Below are 16,397 nucleotides of genomic sequence, written 5' to 3' on the forward strand. Positions count from 1 at the left end.
TTCTCAGTAGTGGACACTGGTACGGAAATGACGGTCGGGTTCAGACGAGTAACGGGTATCTCATGGGTGAGTACAACCGACGGGACGGAAGAAGCCGTTCGACGGCAGTAGCCGCCGTTTACCAGCAACTGTTGCAGCGTTCGTTAGCCGTCGAACGGCAGTTCGGGTTCGTAGCCGATGGCTTCCACGGCGGCATCGAGGGTTTCCGTGACGTTGTCATCCTCCTCGATGCTCATGTATCGGTCTGCCTCCACGTCGGTTGAGAGGTCGGATTTGTTACAGACCGTGAGCACCGGCACGTCACTGAACTGTTTTTCCACGGAATCGCGGAGTTCGAGTTGTGCATCGAGCGGATAGCCACAGTACGCGCTGGCGTCCACCACGAACAGGATGCAGTCCGCCACGTGGGTGAGTGCCGACACTGCCTGTTTTTCGATGGCGTTCCGCTCGTCTTCGGGTCGGTCGAGCAGACCGGGTGTGTCCACGATTTGGTATCTGATGTGGTCGCGCTCGAAGTGGCCGACATGGACCCCCTTGGTCGTAAAGGGGTATTTCGCGATTTCGTTGCGAGCGCGGGTGACATCGTTGACGAACGACGATTTCCCGACGTTGGGGTATCCCGCGACGACGACGGTCGGATCGTCGGGGTTGATGTCGGGTAGTTTGCGGAGGTCGTTCCGTGCCTCGCCGACGCGGTCCAAGTCGTCTTCGACTTCCTCTACGATGTCCGCGAGGCGGGCGAACCCCTGTTTACGAACCTTTCGGGTGTAGTTGATGTCGCCGCGGAGCTTGCCTTGGTACTCTCGGCCGATTTCTTTCGTCTTTCGCGAGGCCCATTGGATTTCGGAGAGGCTCTGTCGAATCTCGTCTACCTCTACGACGGCGTCCGCGATTTCGTAGTAGAACGGGTCTACCTCGCGGAAATCGGGCCATTCGGTGACGACGTTCTGGAGATTGTCCGAAAGGACGTTCGAGGCGGTCTGGAGCATGGACTGTTGGGCTTGAATGCCGCTTTTGGCACGGCCTGCCCGTGCTGCCCGCGAGAACGCCTTGTCGATGAGTTCCTCCGACGTGGGCGTCGTCGGTAGGGTCTCGAAAATCATGATCATCTGTATGAACTCCCCGCTTAAAAGCGCGTCCATAGCGTCGTTTGCTCCGTTTCGGTGGGAAGCTTTTCTTCGTTGGACGCGTATTTGATATCCCATGACCGATTGGTACGCAGTTTTTGTCGGCTTCATCGTCTCCGTTATCGCGGGCGTTGTCGCGTTCGCCGTCCCCGGAATCGGCCACATCGGTGCCGGACTTATCGGGGGGTTTGCCGCAGGATACGTCGCAGGCGGTAGCATGGCTCGTGGCTTTTGGCACGGGCTGCTCGCGGGGGCGCTCGGCGGAATCGTCGTCGCTCTCGTTTTGGGTCTCGCCGGAACTGTCGTCGGTGGATTGGCTGGCGGTCCCGTCGGGTCGTTGTTCGGCGGCATCGGTATCTTCCTCGCCGCACTCCTCGTCGCATTCATCATGGCACTCGACAGCGCGATCGGCGGTGCCGTCGGTTCACTGCTCAAAAGCTAACCCGTCGAGCGGAACTTCCGAAAGGGCAGACGTTTTTTGTTCACAGACCGAACTCCCACCATGGCTACGATCGACGCCGACACACTCCTTCCAGCGGAGCATATTCAACAGGCAGTCGCGTCCGGGCGCGTCTCGCAGTTGCATCGCGGAGACCGGTATGCGGATGAGGGTGACACCTTCGACATCGACGGCGAGACGTTCGAAGTGGTCGAAGTCACCGAGCGAAAATTGGGAGACCTAACGGACGAAGATGCGCAGGCGGAAGGCTCGGATGATCTGGATGCGTACCGTGAACGGTTGCAACACGCTCACGATCATTTCGAGTGGGACGACGATGCGACAGTTTACCGGCATCGCTTCGAACAGGTAGCGTAAGCCTCCACGTCTTTCGCGTATATACGATACGACGAACCCGCATATCCAGCCCGACTCCTTTTATCCAATCCGGTCGTACCTGTCCCCATGTCAGAGCGCGGAACAACTGCCGCCCAGCAGTTCTACGGGCGGTGGGCACGGCTCTACGACTTCCTGGCGTCGGCGACGCCCGGCCTCTCCCAGTTGCGCGGCCGCGCCGTCGACGAACTCGGCCTCGCCTCCGGTGATACGGTCATAGAAATGGGCTGTGGTACGGGAGCGAACTTTTCACACCTTCGGAAACGCGTCGGACCGAACGGGACCGTTGTCGGTGTCGATTTCACCCGTGGGATGCTTCAGCAAGCGCGTAACAGAGTCGAACGAGAGGGGTGGAAGAACGTCCATCTCGTACAGGCTGACGCCGCCGCGTTCGAGCTCCGCGGGGAGGTTGATGCCGTTCTCGCGACGTTCGTCGTCGGAATGCTCGACGACCCGCATACTACCATCGGACGCTGGCTAGACGGAATCAGTTCGGGTGGTGGACTGGCACTGCTCGATGCAGGCCAGAGCACGCATCCGTACTCTTGGCCCGTAAATCAGGCGTTCCGCGGACTGGTCATCGCTTCGACGCCCGGGGGTGGGACGAACTTCGAGAAGCCACCGTGGAACGTGCTAGACGAAAGGGTCGCGGAAGCACGACGGATGCTATCGGAGCGTACAGTCGAAACAAGCAATAGCGAACACGCACTAGGTATCGTTCGGATTACGGGTGGAAAAATACCGTAATATCGGCTGCACCGACCAATCGGGATTGCTCGTAAGGAGACGTTTACAAATGACGACAATAATCAACATCACCGTTCCGCCGACCGATTTTCCACTCGGTAGTATCTTCGAGACGTTCTCCGAGGTGGATATCGAACTCGAGCGGGTAATTCCGACGAACCACGCACTCGTTCCCTACTTCTGGGTCTGGGGAAAAGACGTGGACGATATCGAGGATGCGTTCGAAAGCAACCCCGCGGTTCACTCCATCGAACTCGTCGATACGGTCAAAGACGGAGCACTGTTCCGAACTGAGTGGAATCTCGATGTGGACGGAATTCTCAAGGGAATCACCAAAACACGATTGGTACTGCTTTCTGCCACCGGTTCGGAGGACCACTGGGAGTTCGAATTTCGAACGCAAGACCACGAGGGAATGACGGAATTTCAGGACTACTGTGCCGATCACGATATTCCGATCACTATTACTCGAATCTACACTGTCGCCGAAATGCAAGTGGGGACGCAGTATCGGCTCACTCCGCCACAGGAGTCAGCACTCGTTTCTGCATTCGATGCGGGCTATTTCGACAAACCCCGCGAAGCGACTCTCGAAGAGGTTTCCGCCGACTTGGAAATCACACGTCAAGCCCTATCCGAACGCCTCCGGCGCGGACATCGAAATCTCATCGCGAATACGCTTATTCATCCCCGACGCGAGGAATGAACGACCGCAGAAGAATATAAATGCCATACATAATCAATCCACAGTGGCTAATGATTGGCCAGTGAAGGGGTTTGTAATGGTTTCGAAGCCCCCACTGGACCCCAGAAACGACGGTTCGGAGGACGGAATGACCTCCGAACCGATTTCGAAAGCAATCAGCGACGTAGTTATCCGAGCAATTGCTGAGAAAAAAGGCTGTGAACCGGCGAACCTGACGCCACCGCTGTACGATGTTCTGGACCCGGACGCACTCGATGCGATGTATGGACGTTCTTCACCACGAACGGTCTTCGAATACGCTGGCTACCAGGTCACTATCCATCCGAACGAATCGATTACGGTCATTGATACGTCCCGGTGAATCGGAGTATGCGACACGGTCGGTGGCGACTTTCCTGCGTTTTCGGGGCTTAATCGAATCAGCCGTATTCTGTTGACTCCGCGGGTAGATAAGACGAGTTTGGCGAGGGGAGCCGGGAAAAGGGAATTCGTGCTCAGTCGTCAGCGGGCGACGGACTTCCCGCCATCTCCACGGTTCCACCGACATCCAATTCGTCGAGCGCGACCTGTGCGGCACGCTTGCCCGACAGCAGCATCGCGCCGAAGGTCGGTCCCATTCGGGTGAGGCCGTACGTCGTCGCCGTGGCGAGGCCGGTTGCAATGAGTCCGTCGTGAACGGTGCCAGCGTGTTCGACCACTTCGTCCTCGCTCTTCGCGACCCACATCGAATCGTGCCCGGGCGAGTCGTGACCGGGTGCACCGTACTGGCCGTCCTCGGTCTTGTCCATCCCGGTGTTGTACTCCTTCGCGTGACTGAGACCCGGGGCGTCCAGTACGCCGCGTTCTTGGAGTTTCGAGACGACGACCGCATCGTGACCCGTCGCGTCGATGACGAGGTCGGATTCGACCGCGATCGGGTCAACACAGGTGAGTTCGCGCGGGAGGGCGTGAACCGGTGTCCAGTTCATCACGATACCGCCAACGCGGTGGCCTTCGCGAACCACGACGTCGGTAAATTCGGTCATATTCTGTATCTTCGCGCCCGCGGCACAGGCCGATTCGATGAGCGCAGAACAGGCGTGTGGTCCGTTTGCGACGTACAGTCCCTCGGCTTCGTCCGACTCCTCGTAGGGAACGCCCAACTCGTCGAGGACGGTCTGTGAGGGGTCACGAACCGTGACCTTATTCATCAGGAAGCCGCCGAGCCAGAAGCCTCCGCCGAGGTAGTTGTTCTTCTCCACGACCATCGTCTGCACCCCACGGTCGGCGAGTTCCTTCGCGGCCACAAGTCCGGACGGACCGCCGCCGACGATGATGACCTCGCTCTCGGAAAACTCGGTGAACTCGTCGCTCCACGCGGTGCCGATTGCTCGCGTTACTTCCGCTTCACTAACGTCCGCAAATCCATCGAAATCGTGCATACCACCTAGTGATATTACTAAGTTATTGAAAACGGTTTCCCTCCGTTGGTGGTACAAGGACGGTAAACGGAGGCCGAACGGTTCGGCCAATCGGAAATTTCATTACTTGCATGTGAACAGAGTACAAGTCCGATGGAACTCCTCCCGCTCGATCGACTGCCTCAGTATTCCGAATGGGCCAGCTATCTCCTCGACCCCAACCGTGACCCACCGGGCGAGTTAGACGCCTACACCGATATCGATGTGTACGATACGATATACGGTCATGTACTGGAACACTATCGTGACACTGGCCTCGACCGTGAGACTTTCTCCCTCGAAACACGTGCGAAAGGTCGCGAGGAACCGGACGTCATCTCCATCGATGAATCGCTATACCTCGCCAGCACGAACGACCTGGTCGCCCTGGAAAAAGATGCCGTACGTGAAACCCTTCGCCCGGTTCTCGACGGTGGCGAAACCGTCGTCGCCCTCGGCTGCGGTTGGGGTCGGAATCTCGGCATCATCGCCGACTCGTTTCCCGACGTGACCGTCGTCGGTGGTGAAATCGCGGAACAAGGTGTCACCATCTCGCGGGAACTGCACGCCGACGAAAACCGTATCTCGGTCAAAACATTCGATTTTCACGGCGACTGGAGCATCTTCGACGGCCACGACGACGTGGTGGTGTTCACCTATGGTGCGCTTACCACGCTCGACGGCGTTCAGTCGGTGATCGATCGATTGGTTTCCCATGCAGAAAAACGATCCATCGTGGGCGTCCATCTCGAACAGACCGTGCCACATCCCTCGAACACCGTCCTCGGTCTGCTTCGTCGTCGATACGCCGACGTTCGTGGGTTCGAAACCGACCTGCTGCCTGTCCTTCGAGCGCATCCGGACGTTTCGGTGACCTATACCGAGTACGACGCGGTCGGCGCGAACCCGCTACATCCGCAAACCGCCATCAGATGGTATCCGTCGCGGTGAATCGTCTGTGCGTTCGTTTAGTCGTAACGCGGTACGCGCCCCGAGGAATCGCTCCCTTCCACGAACGGAAGCGGCAGTAGTTCCGCAGAGACGTCCTCGCCGTCGATTCGGACGGTCAGTTCGGTTCCCATCGCTACGCCGTAGTTCACTAATGCCATCGCAATCGGTTCCTCGCAGGACGGACTGTCGATTGCGCGGGTGATTTCGCCGACGACTTCGTCGCCGTCGAAGACCGCCGTGCCTCGCTCCGGTATCGATTCGGGACGTAGTCCCGCGAGTCTACGACTCGGTTGCCCGCGATTTTCGACGCGCGAGACGACTTCCTGCCCAACGAAACAGCCCTTCTCGAAGTCGAGCGCGTTTCGAATTCCGAGGACGTTCGGAATTTCGTCCTCGAGTTCGAACTCGAACAGGGGCGTTCCAGCCTCCAGGGTCAGCGATTCCCACGTTTTTCTGCCGAACGGCGCGGCGTTCATCCCGTGAGTGATGAGCGCGTCGAAGACCAGTTCGATGTTCGGGCGGGGACGGCCGATTTCGTCTTCCGTCTCGTCGGTCGTGCAGATGACTTCGTATCCCTCCTCGCCAGTCGGGGCGTCGGTTCGCACCACTGTGACGCCCACGTCGGCCATCTTCCCACGAACGAACGACAACTGCTCGTCGGGTGTGCTCACGTTGTTCAGCACGCTGGCGACTTTCTCGGTTGCGTGCGGACCGTGAACACCGAAGACGGCGAACTGATCGGTCGCTACCGTGATTTCCACGTCCTGAATGAACACCTTCTCCCGCCACTCCTCGGCTAACGGGGTCGCCTTTCCGGGCGGCGTAAAGAGGAGGAGTTTGTCGTCCGTCGTGTAGACGTACATGTCCATCTCGATTTTTCCTTGCGGGTCGAGGAGGAGGGCGTAAACTCCCTGCCCGTCTTCAGTCGGAACCGTATTCGAGATGACGTTGTCCACGTACTCGATTCGGTCGTCGCCCGAAATAACGAGAACGCCGTACGGCATTTCCGTGAGTCCGACACCGTTTCTGACTGCACGATGTGTGCGTTCCGGTCGTCCATAATCGCGTGGAACCCGACGGTTGCCGACCGAGCAGAACGTCGCCCCGTGGTCGGCGTGCAGGTCTTCCAAGTGCATGGTCGTATTCGTCGCCGAGGGCGGGTAAAAACGTCGGATATCTCAGAGCGGCAGACGCTCGATGATTCGATCGACGATGGACGGCTCTTCCCCCACCTCGTCAGGGTCGGGAACGACGCGCTCGTCCGGTTTGATGAGGGTTCGTCTCTCCTTCGTTTCCGCGTTGATGAGGCCGTCCTCTTTGAGATTGCCCAGCGCGTCCTCCAAATCGTCGATAGCCACATCGACTTGTGTCCGGAGTTCAAATACCGTCATCCCATCCTCGCTCCGGTCTACGAGGGCGTCGAGCACCCGAACCTCGATATCCGGGCGGCGTCGATACTCCCGCTTGGCCTTCATATCCGTCTCTATGTCACCCCGGGTTTTAGCCTTACCTCCCATTCATTTCGAGGAATCGTTTCGGATGGAAAGTGGGAGTACGGTGAATTCATCGTCCTATTCCCGAAGGGAGCTTCGACTATAAATTGTAACCGATGGACGGTCGGCAAAAAGTACTTGACCACGTTCTCTGTATTTTATCTGAAATATAATGTTTCCGAACCTCCGAGAAAAGTACGGAGCAGAACCGGTTATCACGCCGAAAGCGCACTCCGAGTACAGACAATCGAAAACCGAAGGCGACGCTGTGGAACCTCCGCAGGCAGTGATCTTCTGCTACAGTAACGCGTTGATGCGCTATTTCACGGACATCTACGAAGGGCGGGAAGTGAGCCACTACTACGGCGACCTGTTCCTCTTTGCCGATACGGGTCACTCCGTGGGCGTCATGGGGAACTTCGGTATCGGCGCGCCAACGACCGCGATGCTGATGGACGAACTCATCGCGGACGGCGTCGAGGCGTTTCTCTCGGTCGGAATCGCGGGCAGTCTGGACGACTCCATCGAGATGGGCGACTTCATACTCTGTGACAAAGCGATCCGCGATGAAGGAACGTCGCATCACTACGTCGAATCCGAAAAGTTCGCACACGCAAGCGAATCATTCACGGCGAAATTGAAGGAACTGCTCAAAAATCGGGACGAAACGTTTCACGTCGGCCCGTCGTGGACGACCGATGCCATCTATCGGGAGACGAAAGCCGAAATCGAACGATACGCCGACGAGGGCGTTCTCACGGTGGACATGGAAGCGTCCGCGGTGTTCGCCGTTGCGACGCATCGTGGCGTGGACGCGGGATCTATTTTCGTGATCAGCGACTATCTCGGTCTCTCGGAGTGGGAACCGAAGTTCCACATGACGAAAGAGGATCTGCACCACCTCGGCGATACCGCAAAGGAGATGCTGACAGCGTATTCGAACCGGCGGTCGATCTGAGTGACGCTAGTTATCGCCGATTTCCTCGCTCGCATCGCGGAACAGACCATCCAGAATCTCGGGGGTCGTCGGATGATACGCCCGATCCGGAACGTCGCGTACGTCCATCCCCTGCTCCACGACCACTTGCATCGTCTTCGCCATCACATCAGCGTGGTAGTGTAATCCTTGATAACCGAGGACGGTGCCGTCGTCCGCGTCCACGACGAGTTTTGCCAACCCTTCCGAGGCCTGCTTCGTTTTGAACACGCCGTCATCGCTCGCTTGCCGAGAGACGGCAACGTAGTCCCGGCCTTCTGACTCGGCTTCATCTTCCGAGAGGCCGACACGCGCGAAAGGATACACTCCGGTGGCCGAGAAGATGACGTGATGGTGGACGTTCTCGTACGGTTCGAGGTCGTTCCCACGTGCGTGAGCGAGAACGTTTTCGGCGGCCTTGAACCCCTGTTCCTTGGCGACGTGAAGGATCGGCTCTTTACCGTTTACGTCCCCGACGACGAAGGTTCGGGGGTCGTCGCGGGACTGCATGGTGTCCATAACCCACCCCGGATTCGGTTCGAGGTCCGTGTTCTCCAATCCGAGTCGTTCGATATTCGGCCGCCGTCCAGTGAACAGGAACAGTTCGTCGGCTTCGATGGCGCGTTCCTCGCCGTCCTGCTCGACGTAAAGTCGGACCCCGTCGTCCGTGGATTCGACCCGCTTCTCGTCGGTTTCGGTCAGGATGTCGATACCGAAGTCGTCGCGATAGATCTCGAGTAGTTCGTCGCCGAACGCCGAGTCGGCCTCGTCCAACGGTCGTGGGTCGTGTTCGATGACGGTGATGTCCATTTCCGCCGCCTCGGTGAGGTACGGGGCGAGTTCGAGGCCGACGTAGCCAAAGCCCATCACGATACCCGAGTCGGGGAATCGGATCGTATCGAGCACGTCCGCGCTGGTCATGAAATCCACATCGTCGATGCCGGGGAGGTCGGGCACGTTTATCACCGAGCCGGTGGCGACGACGACGTAGTCCGCTTCGATCTCCTGATCGCCGATTCGAATCGTATGATCGTCCACGAACCGGGCGGTATCGTGGTAGAACGTGACGTTTTCACGCTCTGCGAGGTCGTGAACCGCGCCTCGACGGTGCTCCGCGAAGTCGTAGATATGCTCGTTTTTGCTGTTCACTACCGACTCCAAATCTACCTCCGGCGTGTCGGAAAGTCGCGGGTCGTGCCGGGCGTGGAACTTGTGAGCAGACGCCGACAGTACCTCTTTCGAGGGCATACAGCCGCGAAGGATACATAGGCCACCGCCGGGTTCGCCGTCGTCCACGAGCGTCAACTGTACGTCTGCTTCATCGGCGAGTCCGTTCGCGACTGCGACGCCAGCACTTCCGTACGCGCCGATTATCGCTACGTGAATGGTCATACGGGTTGTAATGACTGGTGGGCATTAGGGTTTGAGGTGCCGACGGGAATGATCGGAAAACTATCGTCTGCGCTGGCCGATATCCGGATTTTCGAATCGACACGTGTGGTAACGTTTCTCGGACCTGTTCGACTCTTTTACGAAGGACGACCGGCACGAGCGAACCCGAGTAACGGGTGTCGGTTGGGAGGAGGGTGGTCCGGGTGGCGGTTTTGCTTGGAGTCGGCACCAAACGACCCCGACGAGGACCGGCATCCCGTTCCCAATCGGCTACACGTTTCCCCTCTCCCCTATCTGGAAATTTCGCCTCCATCCGAATCGAGCACTCGTTCGACTTCTGGTCGCGTCACGACGGCCACGTCGCCGGGAATCGTTCGCTTGAGTGCGGCGGTCGCGGAACCGTATTCGAGCGCGGTCTGGACCCCTTTGCCGTCGAGTCGGCAAGCGAGAAACGCGCCGACGAATGCGTCCCCGGTTCCTATCGGGTCAACCGTCTCGGTGTCGAACGCCGACTGCTCGAACAGTTCACCATCGTGACGCGCCAAGGCGCCTTCGGAACCGCGAGTAACGACCACGGTTTCGAATCCCCATTCGTCGGCGAGTCCACGGGCGATGTCCTCGGCACTGCCCGACCGTCCGAGCACGTCACGGGCATCACGCTCGGCCGTGACGAGTAGGTCGATTGCAGGAAAGAGGTCCGAGAGGGTCTCGCGGGCCTCGGCAGGGGACCAGAGCTTCGAGCGATAGTTCACGTCGAACGCGGTCGTCGTCCCGGTCTTCTGTGCTTCTTCGAGTATCTCGCTCACGGTCGATTCGAGCGTCGGGGAGAGGGCGGGCGTAATACCTGACGTGTAGAAAATCCTCGCGTCACGAATCGAATCGAGCGGGAGGTCCCTCAGTTCCGCCGTCGTGACGGCGGCGTCGGCCCGGTCATAGATGACGTTCGTTCCACGAGGGTCAGTCCCGTGTTCGAGGTAATATGTTCCCTGTCTCCCCTCGTCGCTCCACGCGATTTCGGTATCGATACCGTACTGCCTGAGTCCGGCGACGACTCGTCGGCCGAGCGGTGAGTCCGGGAGTTTCGACGCCCACATCGCTTGCGCACCGAGTCGATTAGCAGCGATTGCGACGTTGCTCTCCGCACCCGCGGCACGGAGTTCGAGGGTGGACGTACTCTCGATTCGCTCACGGTCCGGTGGTGAAAGGCGTAGCATCGTCTCGCCAAACGTCACGAGGTCGGTCATGTGAGCGAGATGGACCGGGGAACTCATAGTTCACCCGGTAAGCCGATGCAATCAGTCGTGGGAGTGGTCGATGATTTCGAAAGGCCGAAAACGATGGTATGATTCATCATCACAAGGTATTTCTTCAGTAGTTGGCATATCCCCAACTACGGGAAAGGGATGGACGAATCTGAGCACGGAAGAGGGTCGGAATCGGAAGCGACGCTATTCGACAGTAACCTCTACGATGCACTTCCCGACCTGTTTTATGCTATCGACTGCGACTGGCAACTCCGTCGGTGGAACGAGCGGGTACCGGAACGGACGGGATACACCGCCGACGAACTCGGCGGAATGGATCCACTCGAGTTCGTCCCTGAAGACGAGCGTGAAGTGATCGCGGCGACGACCCGAGCGGTGCTCGAAGGCGGGGAGACACAAACGGTCGAATCGTATCTCCGCACGAAAGACGGGGAGCGGATTCCTCACGAATTCAACGGCTCACCGATTACGGACGAGGGCGGGACCGTCATCGGACTCGCGGGAACGGCACGGGATATCTCCGAACGAAAGCGGCGCGAGAACGAACTCGAAAAGTACGAAACCCTGCTCGAGACCATCGACGATGGTGTGTACGCGTTGGACGACGAATTCAGGTTCACTGCGGTCAACAACGCGTTCGAATCGTTGGCCGGATACGACCGAGAGCAACTGCTTGGAATGGACGCGTCGGTCCTCAGTACCGAGGAAGGTTTCGAACGGGGGACGCAGTTGGCGCAGGCCATACGGAATGGCGAACGGGACCTCGCATCGTTGGAATCCGAACTCATCAGAAGGGATGGGTCCCTGCTGCCGGTCGAAACGCGCTTTACCTACTTCCCGGAGGACGGGGCTACGACGGTGGTCGGTGTGACACGCGATGTAACCGAGCGCCAACAACGCGAATCGGAAATCCGTCGACAACGCGACCAGTTGGAAACCCTCAACCACATCAACGTGGTCATCCGCGAACTCGTGTGGGCGCTCGTTTCGGCGGCGTCGCGCAAGGAAGTAGAACGAACCGTGTGCCACCACCTCGGTGATTCCGACCTCTATCAGTTCGCCTGGATCGGCGAGCGGGACCGAGAGACGGGTGGTGTCAGCGTCAAGGTGGAGGCTGGAACCGACGACGGTGCACGGGAACTGTTCAAAACGCACGACATGGAGAGCGAGTGGGAGCGTCCAGCCAGCGCGGTTCTCCGCACCGGAACGACGACGGTCATCAACGATATCGGCTCCGACGACCGGATTCCGGAGTCGGTTCGACGGCAGGTAACCGACAATGCGATTCGCTCCGGAGTCGCGGTACCGCTTTCCCACGGACAAACGACGTACGGTGTGTTGGTCGTCTATGCGACCCGGACTGACGCGTTTGGCCGGCGTGAAGCCGTCGAATTTGAAGCCCTCGGTGAACTCATCGGATTCGTCATCAACGCGGTCGAGAGCAAACGACTGCTGTTTGCAGACCGCGTTATCGAACTCGTGTTTCGAACGACGGACGAGGCGTCGTTTTTCGTTTCCCTATCACGGGAGGCGGGTGCAACATGCGTCCTCGAAGAGGTAATTCCGGGTGAAGGCGGAACGCTCCTCGAATACGTTCGTGTCGAGGGAATTCCGGCGGAAGACGTTCTCGAACGTGCGGAGAACGCTGATGCGATTCGACGGATTCGGAACATCGACGGAACGCTGTTCGAACTGGTAATCATGAACGCCTCGCCGGTTCTAACACTGGCGGAATTGGGCGCGTCGGTGACCGAAGCGGCTGCCGAGAACGGTACCGCACGAATCGTCGCCGAATTGCCCGCTGACGCGGACGTTCGAAACGCGGTCGAAACCTTCGAAACGTCGTTCCCGGCATCCGAACTGGTCGGGAAACGTGAGTGCGACCGATCTCCAAAAACCGTCGATGAACTCCGTGCGGAGGTCGAAAACGAACTTACTGACCGCCAGTTCACTATTCTTCGAGCGACGTACACGGCGGGATACTTCGATTGGCCACGTGCGAGCACCGCCGAGGATGTCGCCGATGCGCTCGGAATCTCATCCCCGACGCTCCACCAACATCTCCGAAAAGCCGAAGAAAAGTTGTTCACTGCGTTTTTGCGAGGGTAGTCACCACGGCGCGAAATCCGGATCGACTTCACGTTCCTTTCGGTCGATATCGTCGATTTTCGCTACATCCTCGTCGTCTAGTTCGAGGTCGAGGGCGGCGAAGTTGTCCTCGATGTGGTCTTCGCCGGTTGCCTTCGGAATGGTGGCGACGTTCTCCCTTTGCATCAACCATGCGAGGCTGACCTGCGCTTCGCTGGCGTCGTGCTTGTCGGCGATTTCGTTCAGTTCGGGAACATCGAACACCTCGCCGCGCGCCAGCGGCGAGTAGGCGACGAGTTGGATGTCGTTCTCCTTGGCGTAGGTGTGGAGTTCGTCCTGTGGAAGCAGGGGATGCATCTCGACCTGGTTGGCGAAGACGGGGGCGTCGAGAACCTCCTGTGCCGTCTCCAGATGCTCGGGTTCGAAGTTGCTCACGCCGACGTGTTCGATCGTCCCCTCGTCGTACAGTTGGTCGAAGGCCGAGAGGGTTTCCTCGGCGTCGTACTCGCGGGCTGGCCAGTGGACGTAGAGGAGGTCTACGTAGTCCGTCCCGAGCTTTTCCAGACTCGCCTCGGTCGTCTCCAACACGTCGTCGTGGGAGAGGTTGTCGATCCAAACTTTCGTCGCGAGGAAGAAATCCTCGCGAGCGACGGACGATTCCGCGATTCCGTCGCCGACGTGCTCCTCGTTGTCGTAAGCCTGTGCCGTATCGATATGTTCGTAACCGAGGTCGAGGGCGTATTTGACGCTGTTTGCACACTGCGCTCCATCGGTGTTCTGCCACGTTCCAAGTCCGAGCTTTGGAATCCCATCGCTAGCATCGTACGTCATCGTATACACTGCAAGGGTAAGGGGGAAGAAAGCGGTTGTGGCGGCGGAAATACCGACTGGATTCGTAACCAGTCGTTCGAAGTCAGGCAGTACTTTCCCGTACCGGCGGCGGAGCTGTGGGCTACCGGTATTGCTGTTCGTTGGAGTCGGCACTTGCTCCTCCTTCATCGCAAGCAACGACCCCTTTGCGAGTTAGCCATCGCTGCACCGTCACCACGCTCCCGCAACCGAGACTCGACTCCTCGGACAGTACTCGAATCGAGTTACGGAACAGTCCACCAATATCGCCATCAGGGTGGCCGTTCCGGAGAACTTATCCTCACTCCGAAAGACATCCCGTGTATGCGAATCGCACTCTTGGGCGGGACTGGCGACATCGGGCAGGGACTCGCGCTCCGCTGGGCGTTCGACACCGATCACGAGGTCGTTATCGGCTCTCGTGACCCGGAAAAAGCCCGTACGATGGCCGAGGAGTACGAAACCGAACTCGACAGCATGGGCGTTTCACGCTCCATCAACGGGTTCGCCAACGAGATGGCTGCCGAGCGGGGAGACGTGGTCGTCCTCGCCGTGCCGCCGTTCCACGTCCGCGATACGGTCGAATCAGTGGCTGACCGACTGGACGATGTGGACGTACTCGTGACGCCCGCCGTCGGAATGGACCGCGATAAGGACGGCTTTCATTACAAACCACCGAAGGCGGGGAGCGTAACGGAACTCGTGGCCGAGAGTGCCCCCGACCACGTCTCGGTCGTCGGCGCGTTCCACGGCCTCTCGGCGGGGCGACTCGCCGACCTCGAAGCCGAACTCTCGCAGGATACGCTTCTCGTGGCCGACGACGACGATGCAAAGGAGACGGTTCGACTGCTCGCGGACGGTATCGAGGGCCTTCGTGCACTCGACGCTGGTGGTCTCGCCAACAGTGCCGAAGTCGAGAGCATGACGCCGCTGCTCATCAATCTCGCAGTCAATAACGACGGACTCCACGATGTCGGCGTTACGTTCGAGTAGCGTGACTGCTCACGGGTGACGAATCGGTCGAAAAGAAATTCTCGCGACTTTATGCGCCTGCTTCTTCGAGGACGCGTTCTAAGTCGTCGCGTTGGGTGACGCCGACGAATCGTTCGACGACACCGTCGTCGTCCTCGATGACGATGGTCGGAATCGAACGTACTTGGTATTCGTTTGCGACGTCCTGATGTTCGTCCACATCCACTTTCTCGAACTCGACATCGTCTCCCCAGTCTTCTTGCAAATCGTCGAGGATCGGGTCTTGCGTCTTACACGGGCCACACCAATCTGCGTAAAAGTCGAGTAGCTTGACGGTCATACTTTCTCTGTCCAGATTCTGCCGCCGCGTGCATAAGGGTTTCTCACTCTGCCGACTCTGCCGATTGTTTCTCCGCTATCTCGACAATGGTTCAGTAGCTAGTGAACTGATGATCGTTGCCGATGACGTCGTGACGGAAAAAACTCAGCTGATTTCGGCAAGCCGACGCTGCATCTCCGTGTCCATCCACCGTGCGAGTTCCTCGCGCGGTTCGTCGAGAAACTCCGCCCATTTGTCGAAGACGCCGGTGTGGTTGAGGAATCGGACGGCATCATATACGGGTCGGCGGGTCTCGAATCCGGGCGGAAAGCCACCTGCCTGCTCACGATACCCGTCGTTGAACGCGGAGACGATTTCTTCGGGAGCATCAGCGCGGAGCGAGCCGAACTGCAACTCTTGTGTCCGATGGATGTCCCGAACAGGGTCGCCGACGTGCGCGATTTCCCAGTCGAGAAAGCCGATCCCGCCTCCGGTGTCGAAACAGTTCGGTTGGGCAAGGTCGCCGTGGAGGAGTGCGGCGGACGCGTCGTCCAACAGTTCCCGGTTGGTTTCCACGGCGGAAACCACATCGTCGAAATAGTGGCCGAAGCGGTCGGATGACGCCACAGTTCTCATATCCCCGATCGTGTCGATGAGCACGTCCGTCCACGGCCCCGTTTCGAGTTCGATACCGTCGCCGTCGCCACCGACGATGTGGCCGTGATTCTCGAAACGGAGCGAGTGAACGCTCGCCAGCGATTCCCCGACCTGCCGAGCTACTTTTTGCCGTTCCGACACGCTTGCGTTGGACCACAGGTGAATGAGGTTCTGTCCGGATACCGGTACGGTAGCGAGGTACGGTACCTCCCATTCGGAATCACTGACCAAAACTGTCGGAACAGACACTGTCCGTTGTTCACCGACGTAGGCAAGCGCTGCCCGTTCGCGAACGATTCGTGAACCGTCCCCGTCGGTAGCCATCTTTAGATACGTCGCCCACCCGTCGGCGAAGTCGATTTTGACCGTTCTATTTTTCTCATTCCAGGAGGGTCCGGAGGGATGCACAGCATCGGCTTCCCTATCGGGGAAGGCGTGTTCGAGCACGGACGCGATTTGCTCGTCCATGAATTCCCATTCTGTCGGTTCGCCAAGGGGTTTTCGGTGTCGTCCGCACAGCAGACCACGGTTGAACGAATCGATTCTCGTCGTGAAACCGACAATCGTTGCGAAAGGTTTAC

General features: G+C 58.7%; 18 protein-coding genes. 9 read left to right on the forward strand and 9 right to left on the reverse strand.

Features of this window, described 5'->3' with window-relative positions; genetic code table 11:
• Window positions 1–143: 143 nt before the first annotated feature.
• Window positions 144–1,103, reverse strand: a complete 960-nt coding sequence (locus OOF89_RS07745) for an NOG1 family protein (RefSeq protein WP_266079708.1) — start codon at window positions 1,101–1,103, stop codon at window positions 144–146.
• A gap of 100 nt (window positions 1,104–1,203) precedes the next feature.
• Between OOF89_RS07745 and OOF89_RS07750 the strand changes: the two genes are divergently transcribed.
• From OOF89_RS07750 to OOF89_RS07770, 5 genes are all read left to right on the forward strand, one after another.
• On the forward strand, window positions 1,204–1,569 hold the full coding sequence (locus OOF89_RS07750) for a DUF5518 domain-containing protein (protein ID WP_266074876.1): 366 nt from the start codon (window positions 1,204–1,206) through the stop codon (window positions 1,567–1,569).
• 60 nt (window positions 1,570–1,629) lie between these two features.
• Window positions 1,630–1,944 (forward strand): ASCH domain-containing protein, encoded by a 315-nt coding sequence (locus OOF89_RS07755; RefSeq protein WP_266074878.1) that lies wholly within the window; start codon window positions 1,630–1,632, stop codon window positions 1,942–1,944.
• Window positions 1,945–2,031: 87 nt separating this feature from the next.
• Window positions 2,032–2,709 carry a class I SAM-dependent methyltransferase gene (locus tag OOF89_RS07760; RefSeq protein WP_266074880.1) on the forward strand — a complete coding sequence of 226 codons (678 nt, stop codon included), beginning with the start codon at window positions 2,032–2,034 and terminating at the stop codon, window positions 2,707–2,709.
• 49 nt (window positions 2,710–2,758) lie between these two features.
• Window positions 2,759–3,415 carry a helix-turn-helix domain-containing protein gene (locus OOF89_RS07765; protein ID WP_266074882.1) on the forward strand — a complete coding sequence of 219 codons (657 nt, stop codon included), beginning with the start codon at window positions 2,759–2,761 and terminating at the stop codon, window positions 3,413–3,415.
• A 76-nt stretch (window positions 3,416–3,491) separates the two neighbouring features.
• Entirely contained in the window at window positions 3,492–3,776 is a 285-nt protein-coding gene (locus OOF89_RS07770) for a HalOD1 output domain-containing protein (protein WP_266074884.1), read from the forward strand.
• A 133-nt stretch (window positions 3,777–3,909) separates the two neighbouring features.
• Here the strand turns inward: OOF89_RS07770 and OOF89_RS07775 are convergent, their stop codons facing one another.
• The gene (locus tag OOF89_RS07775; RefSeq protein ID WP_266074886.1) at window positions 3,910–4,836 is read right to left on the reverse strand and encodes a sulfide-dependent adenosine diphosphate thiazole synthase; all 927 of its coding nucleotides are present in this window, start codon (window positions 4,834–4,836) and stop codon (window positions 3,910–3,912) included.
• A 132-nt stretch (window positions 4,837–4,968) separates the two neighbouring features.
• Between OOF89_RS07775 and OOF89_RS07780 the strand changes: the two genes are divergently transcribed.
• Window positions 4,969–5,805 carry a methyltransferase domain-containing protein gene (locus OOF89_RS07780; RefSeq protein WP_266074888.1) on the forward strand — a complete coding sequence of 279 codons (837 nt, stop codon included), beginning with the start codon at window positions 4,969–4,971 and terminating at the stop codon, window positions 5,803–5,805.
• 17 nt (window positions 5,806–5,822) lie between these two features.
• On the opposite strand, the gene ygfZ is transcribed toward OOF89_RS07780, so the two are convergent.
• Both ygfZ and OOF89_RS07790 read right to left on the reverse strand, forming a co-directional pair.
• Window positions 5,823–6,941, reverse strand: a complete 1,119-nt coding sequence (ygfZ, locus tag OOF89_RS07785) for a CAF17-like 4Fe-4S cluster assembly/insertion protein YgfZ (RefSeq protein ID WP_266074890.1) — start codon at window positions 6,939–6,941, stop codon at window positions 5,823–5,825.
• A gap of 42 nt (window positions 6,942–6,983) precedes the next feature.
• Complete coding sequence (locus tag OOF89_RS07790) at window positions 6,984–7,280, reverse strand: DUF6432 family protein (protein WP_266074892.1); 297 nt, start codon at window positions 7,278–7,280, stop codon at window positions 6,984–6,986.
• A 190-nt stretch (window positions 7,281–7,470) separates the two neighbouring features.
• On the opposite strand from OOF89_RS07790, the gene OOF89_RS07795 reads away from it, so the two are divergent.
• Complete coding sequence (locus OOF89_RS07795) at window positions 7,471–8,256, forward strand: nucleoside phosphorylase (protein ID WP_266074894.1); 786 nt, start codon at window positions 7,471–7,473, stop codon at window positions 8,254–8,256.
• Between the two features lie 6 nt (window positions 8,257–8,262).
• On the opposite strand, the gene OOF89_RS07800 is transcribed toward OOF89_RS07795, so the two are convergent.
• Window positions 8,263–9,666, reverse strand: coding sequence for a dihydrolipoyl dehydrogenase family protein (locus OOF89_RS07800; protein ID WP_266074896.1), 1,404 nt, complete (start codon window positions 9,664–9,666; stop codon window positions 8,263–8,265).
• A gap of 290 nt (window positions 9,667–9,956) precedes the next feature.
• The gene (kdgK1, locus tag OOF89_RS07805; protein ID WP_266079710.1) at window positions 9,957–10,910 is read right to left on the reverse strand and encodes a bifunctional 2-dehydro-3-deoxygluconokinase/2-dehydro-3-deoxygalactonokinase; all 954 of its coding nucleotides are present in this window, start codon (window positions 10,908–10,910) and stop codon (window positions 9,957–9,959) included.
• Between the two features lie 159 nt (window positions 10,911–11,069).
• Here kdgK1 and OOF89_RS07810 point away from each other — a divergent pair, with 159 nt between their 5' ends.
• A complete protein-coding gene (locus OOF89_RS07810) occupies window positions 11,070–13,040 on the forward strand; it encodes a PAS domain S-box protein (RefSeq protein WP_266074899.1) in 1,971 nt (656 codons plus the stop codon).
• On the opposite strand, the gene OOF89_RS07815 is transcribed toward OOF89_RS07810, so the two are convergent.
• On the reverse strand, window positions 13,041–13,850 hold the full coding sequence (locus tag OOF89_RS07815) for an aldo/keto reductase (RefSeq protein ID WP_266079711.1): 810 nt from the start codon (window positions 13,848–13,850) through the stop codon (window positions 13,041–13,043).
• A 342-nt stretch (window positions 13,851–14,192) separates the two neighbouring features.
• On the opposite strand from OOF89_RS07815, the gene npdG reads away from it, so the two are divergent.
• Window positions 14,193–14,861 (forward strand): NADPH-dependent F420 reductase, encoded by a 669-nt coding sequence (npdG, locus tag OOF89_RS07820; RefSeq protein ID WP_266074901.1) that lies wholly within the window; start codon window positions 14,193–14,195, stop codon window positions 14,859–14,861.
• A 49-nt stretch (window positions 14,862–14,910) separates the two neighbouring features.
• On the opposite strand, the gene trxA is transcribed toward npdG, so the two are convergent.
• Window positions 14,911–15,195: a thioredoxin gene (gene trxA, locus OOF89_RS07825; protein ID WP_266079712.1), complete on the reverse strand. Its 285-nt coding sequence runs from the start codon at window positions 15,193–15,195 to the stop codon at window positions 14,911–14,913.
• A gap of 129 nt (window positions 15,196–15,324) precedes the next feature.
• A complete protein-coding gene (locus tag OOF89_RS07830) occupies window positions 15,325–16,284 on the reverse strand; it encodes a phosphotransferase family protein (protein ID WP_266074903.1) in 960 nt (319 codons plus the stop codon).
• Window positions 16,285–16,397 lie beyond the last annotated feature (113 nt).

The sequence above is a fragment of the Haladaptatus caseinilyticus genome (genome assembly GCF_026248685.1).
Classification (GTDB): Archaea; Halobacteriota; Halobacteria; order Halobacteriales; family Haladaptataceae; genus Haladaptatus; species Haladaptatus caseinilyticus.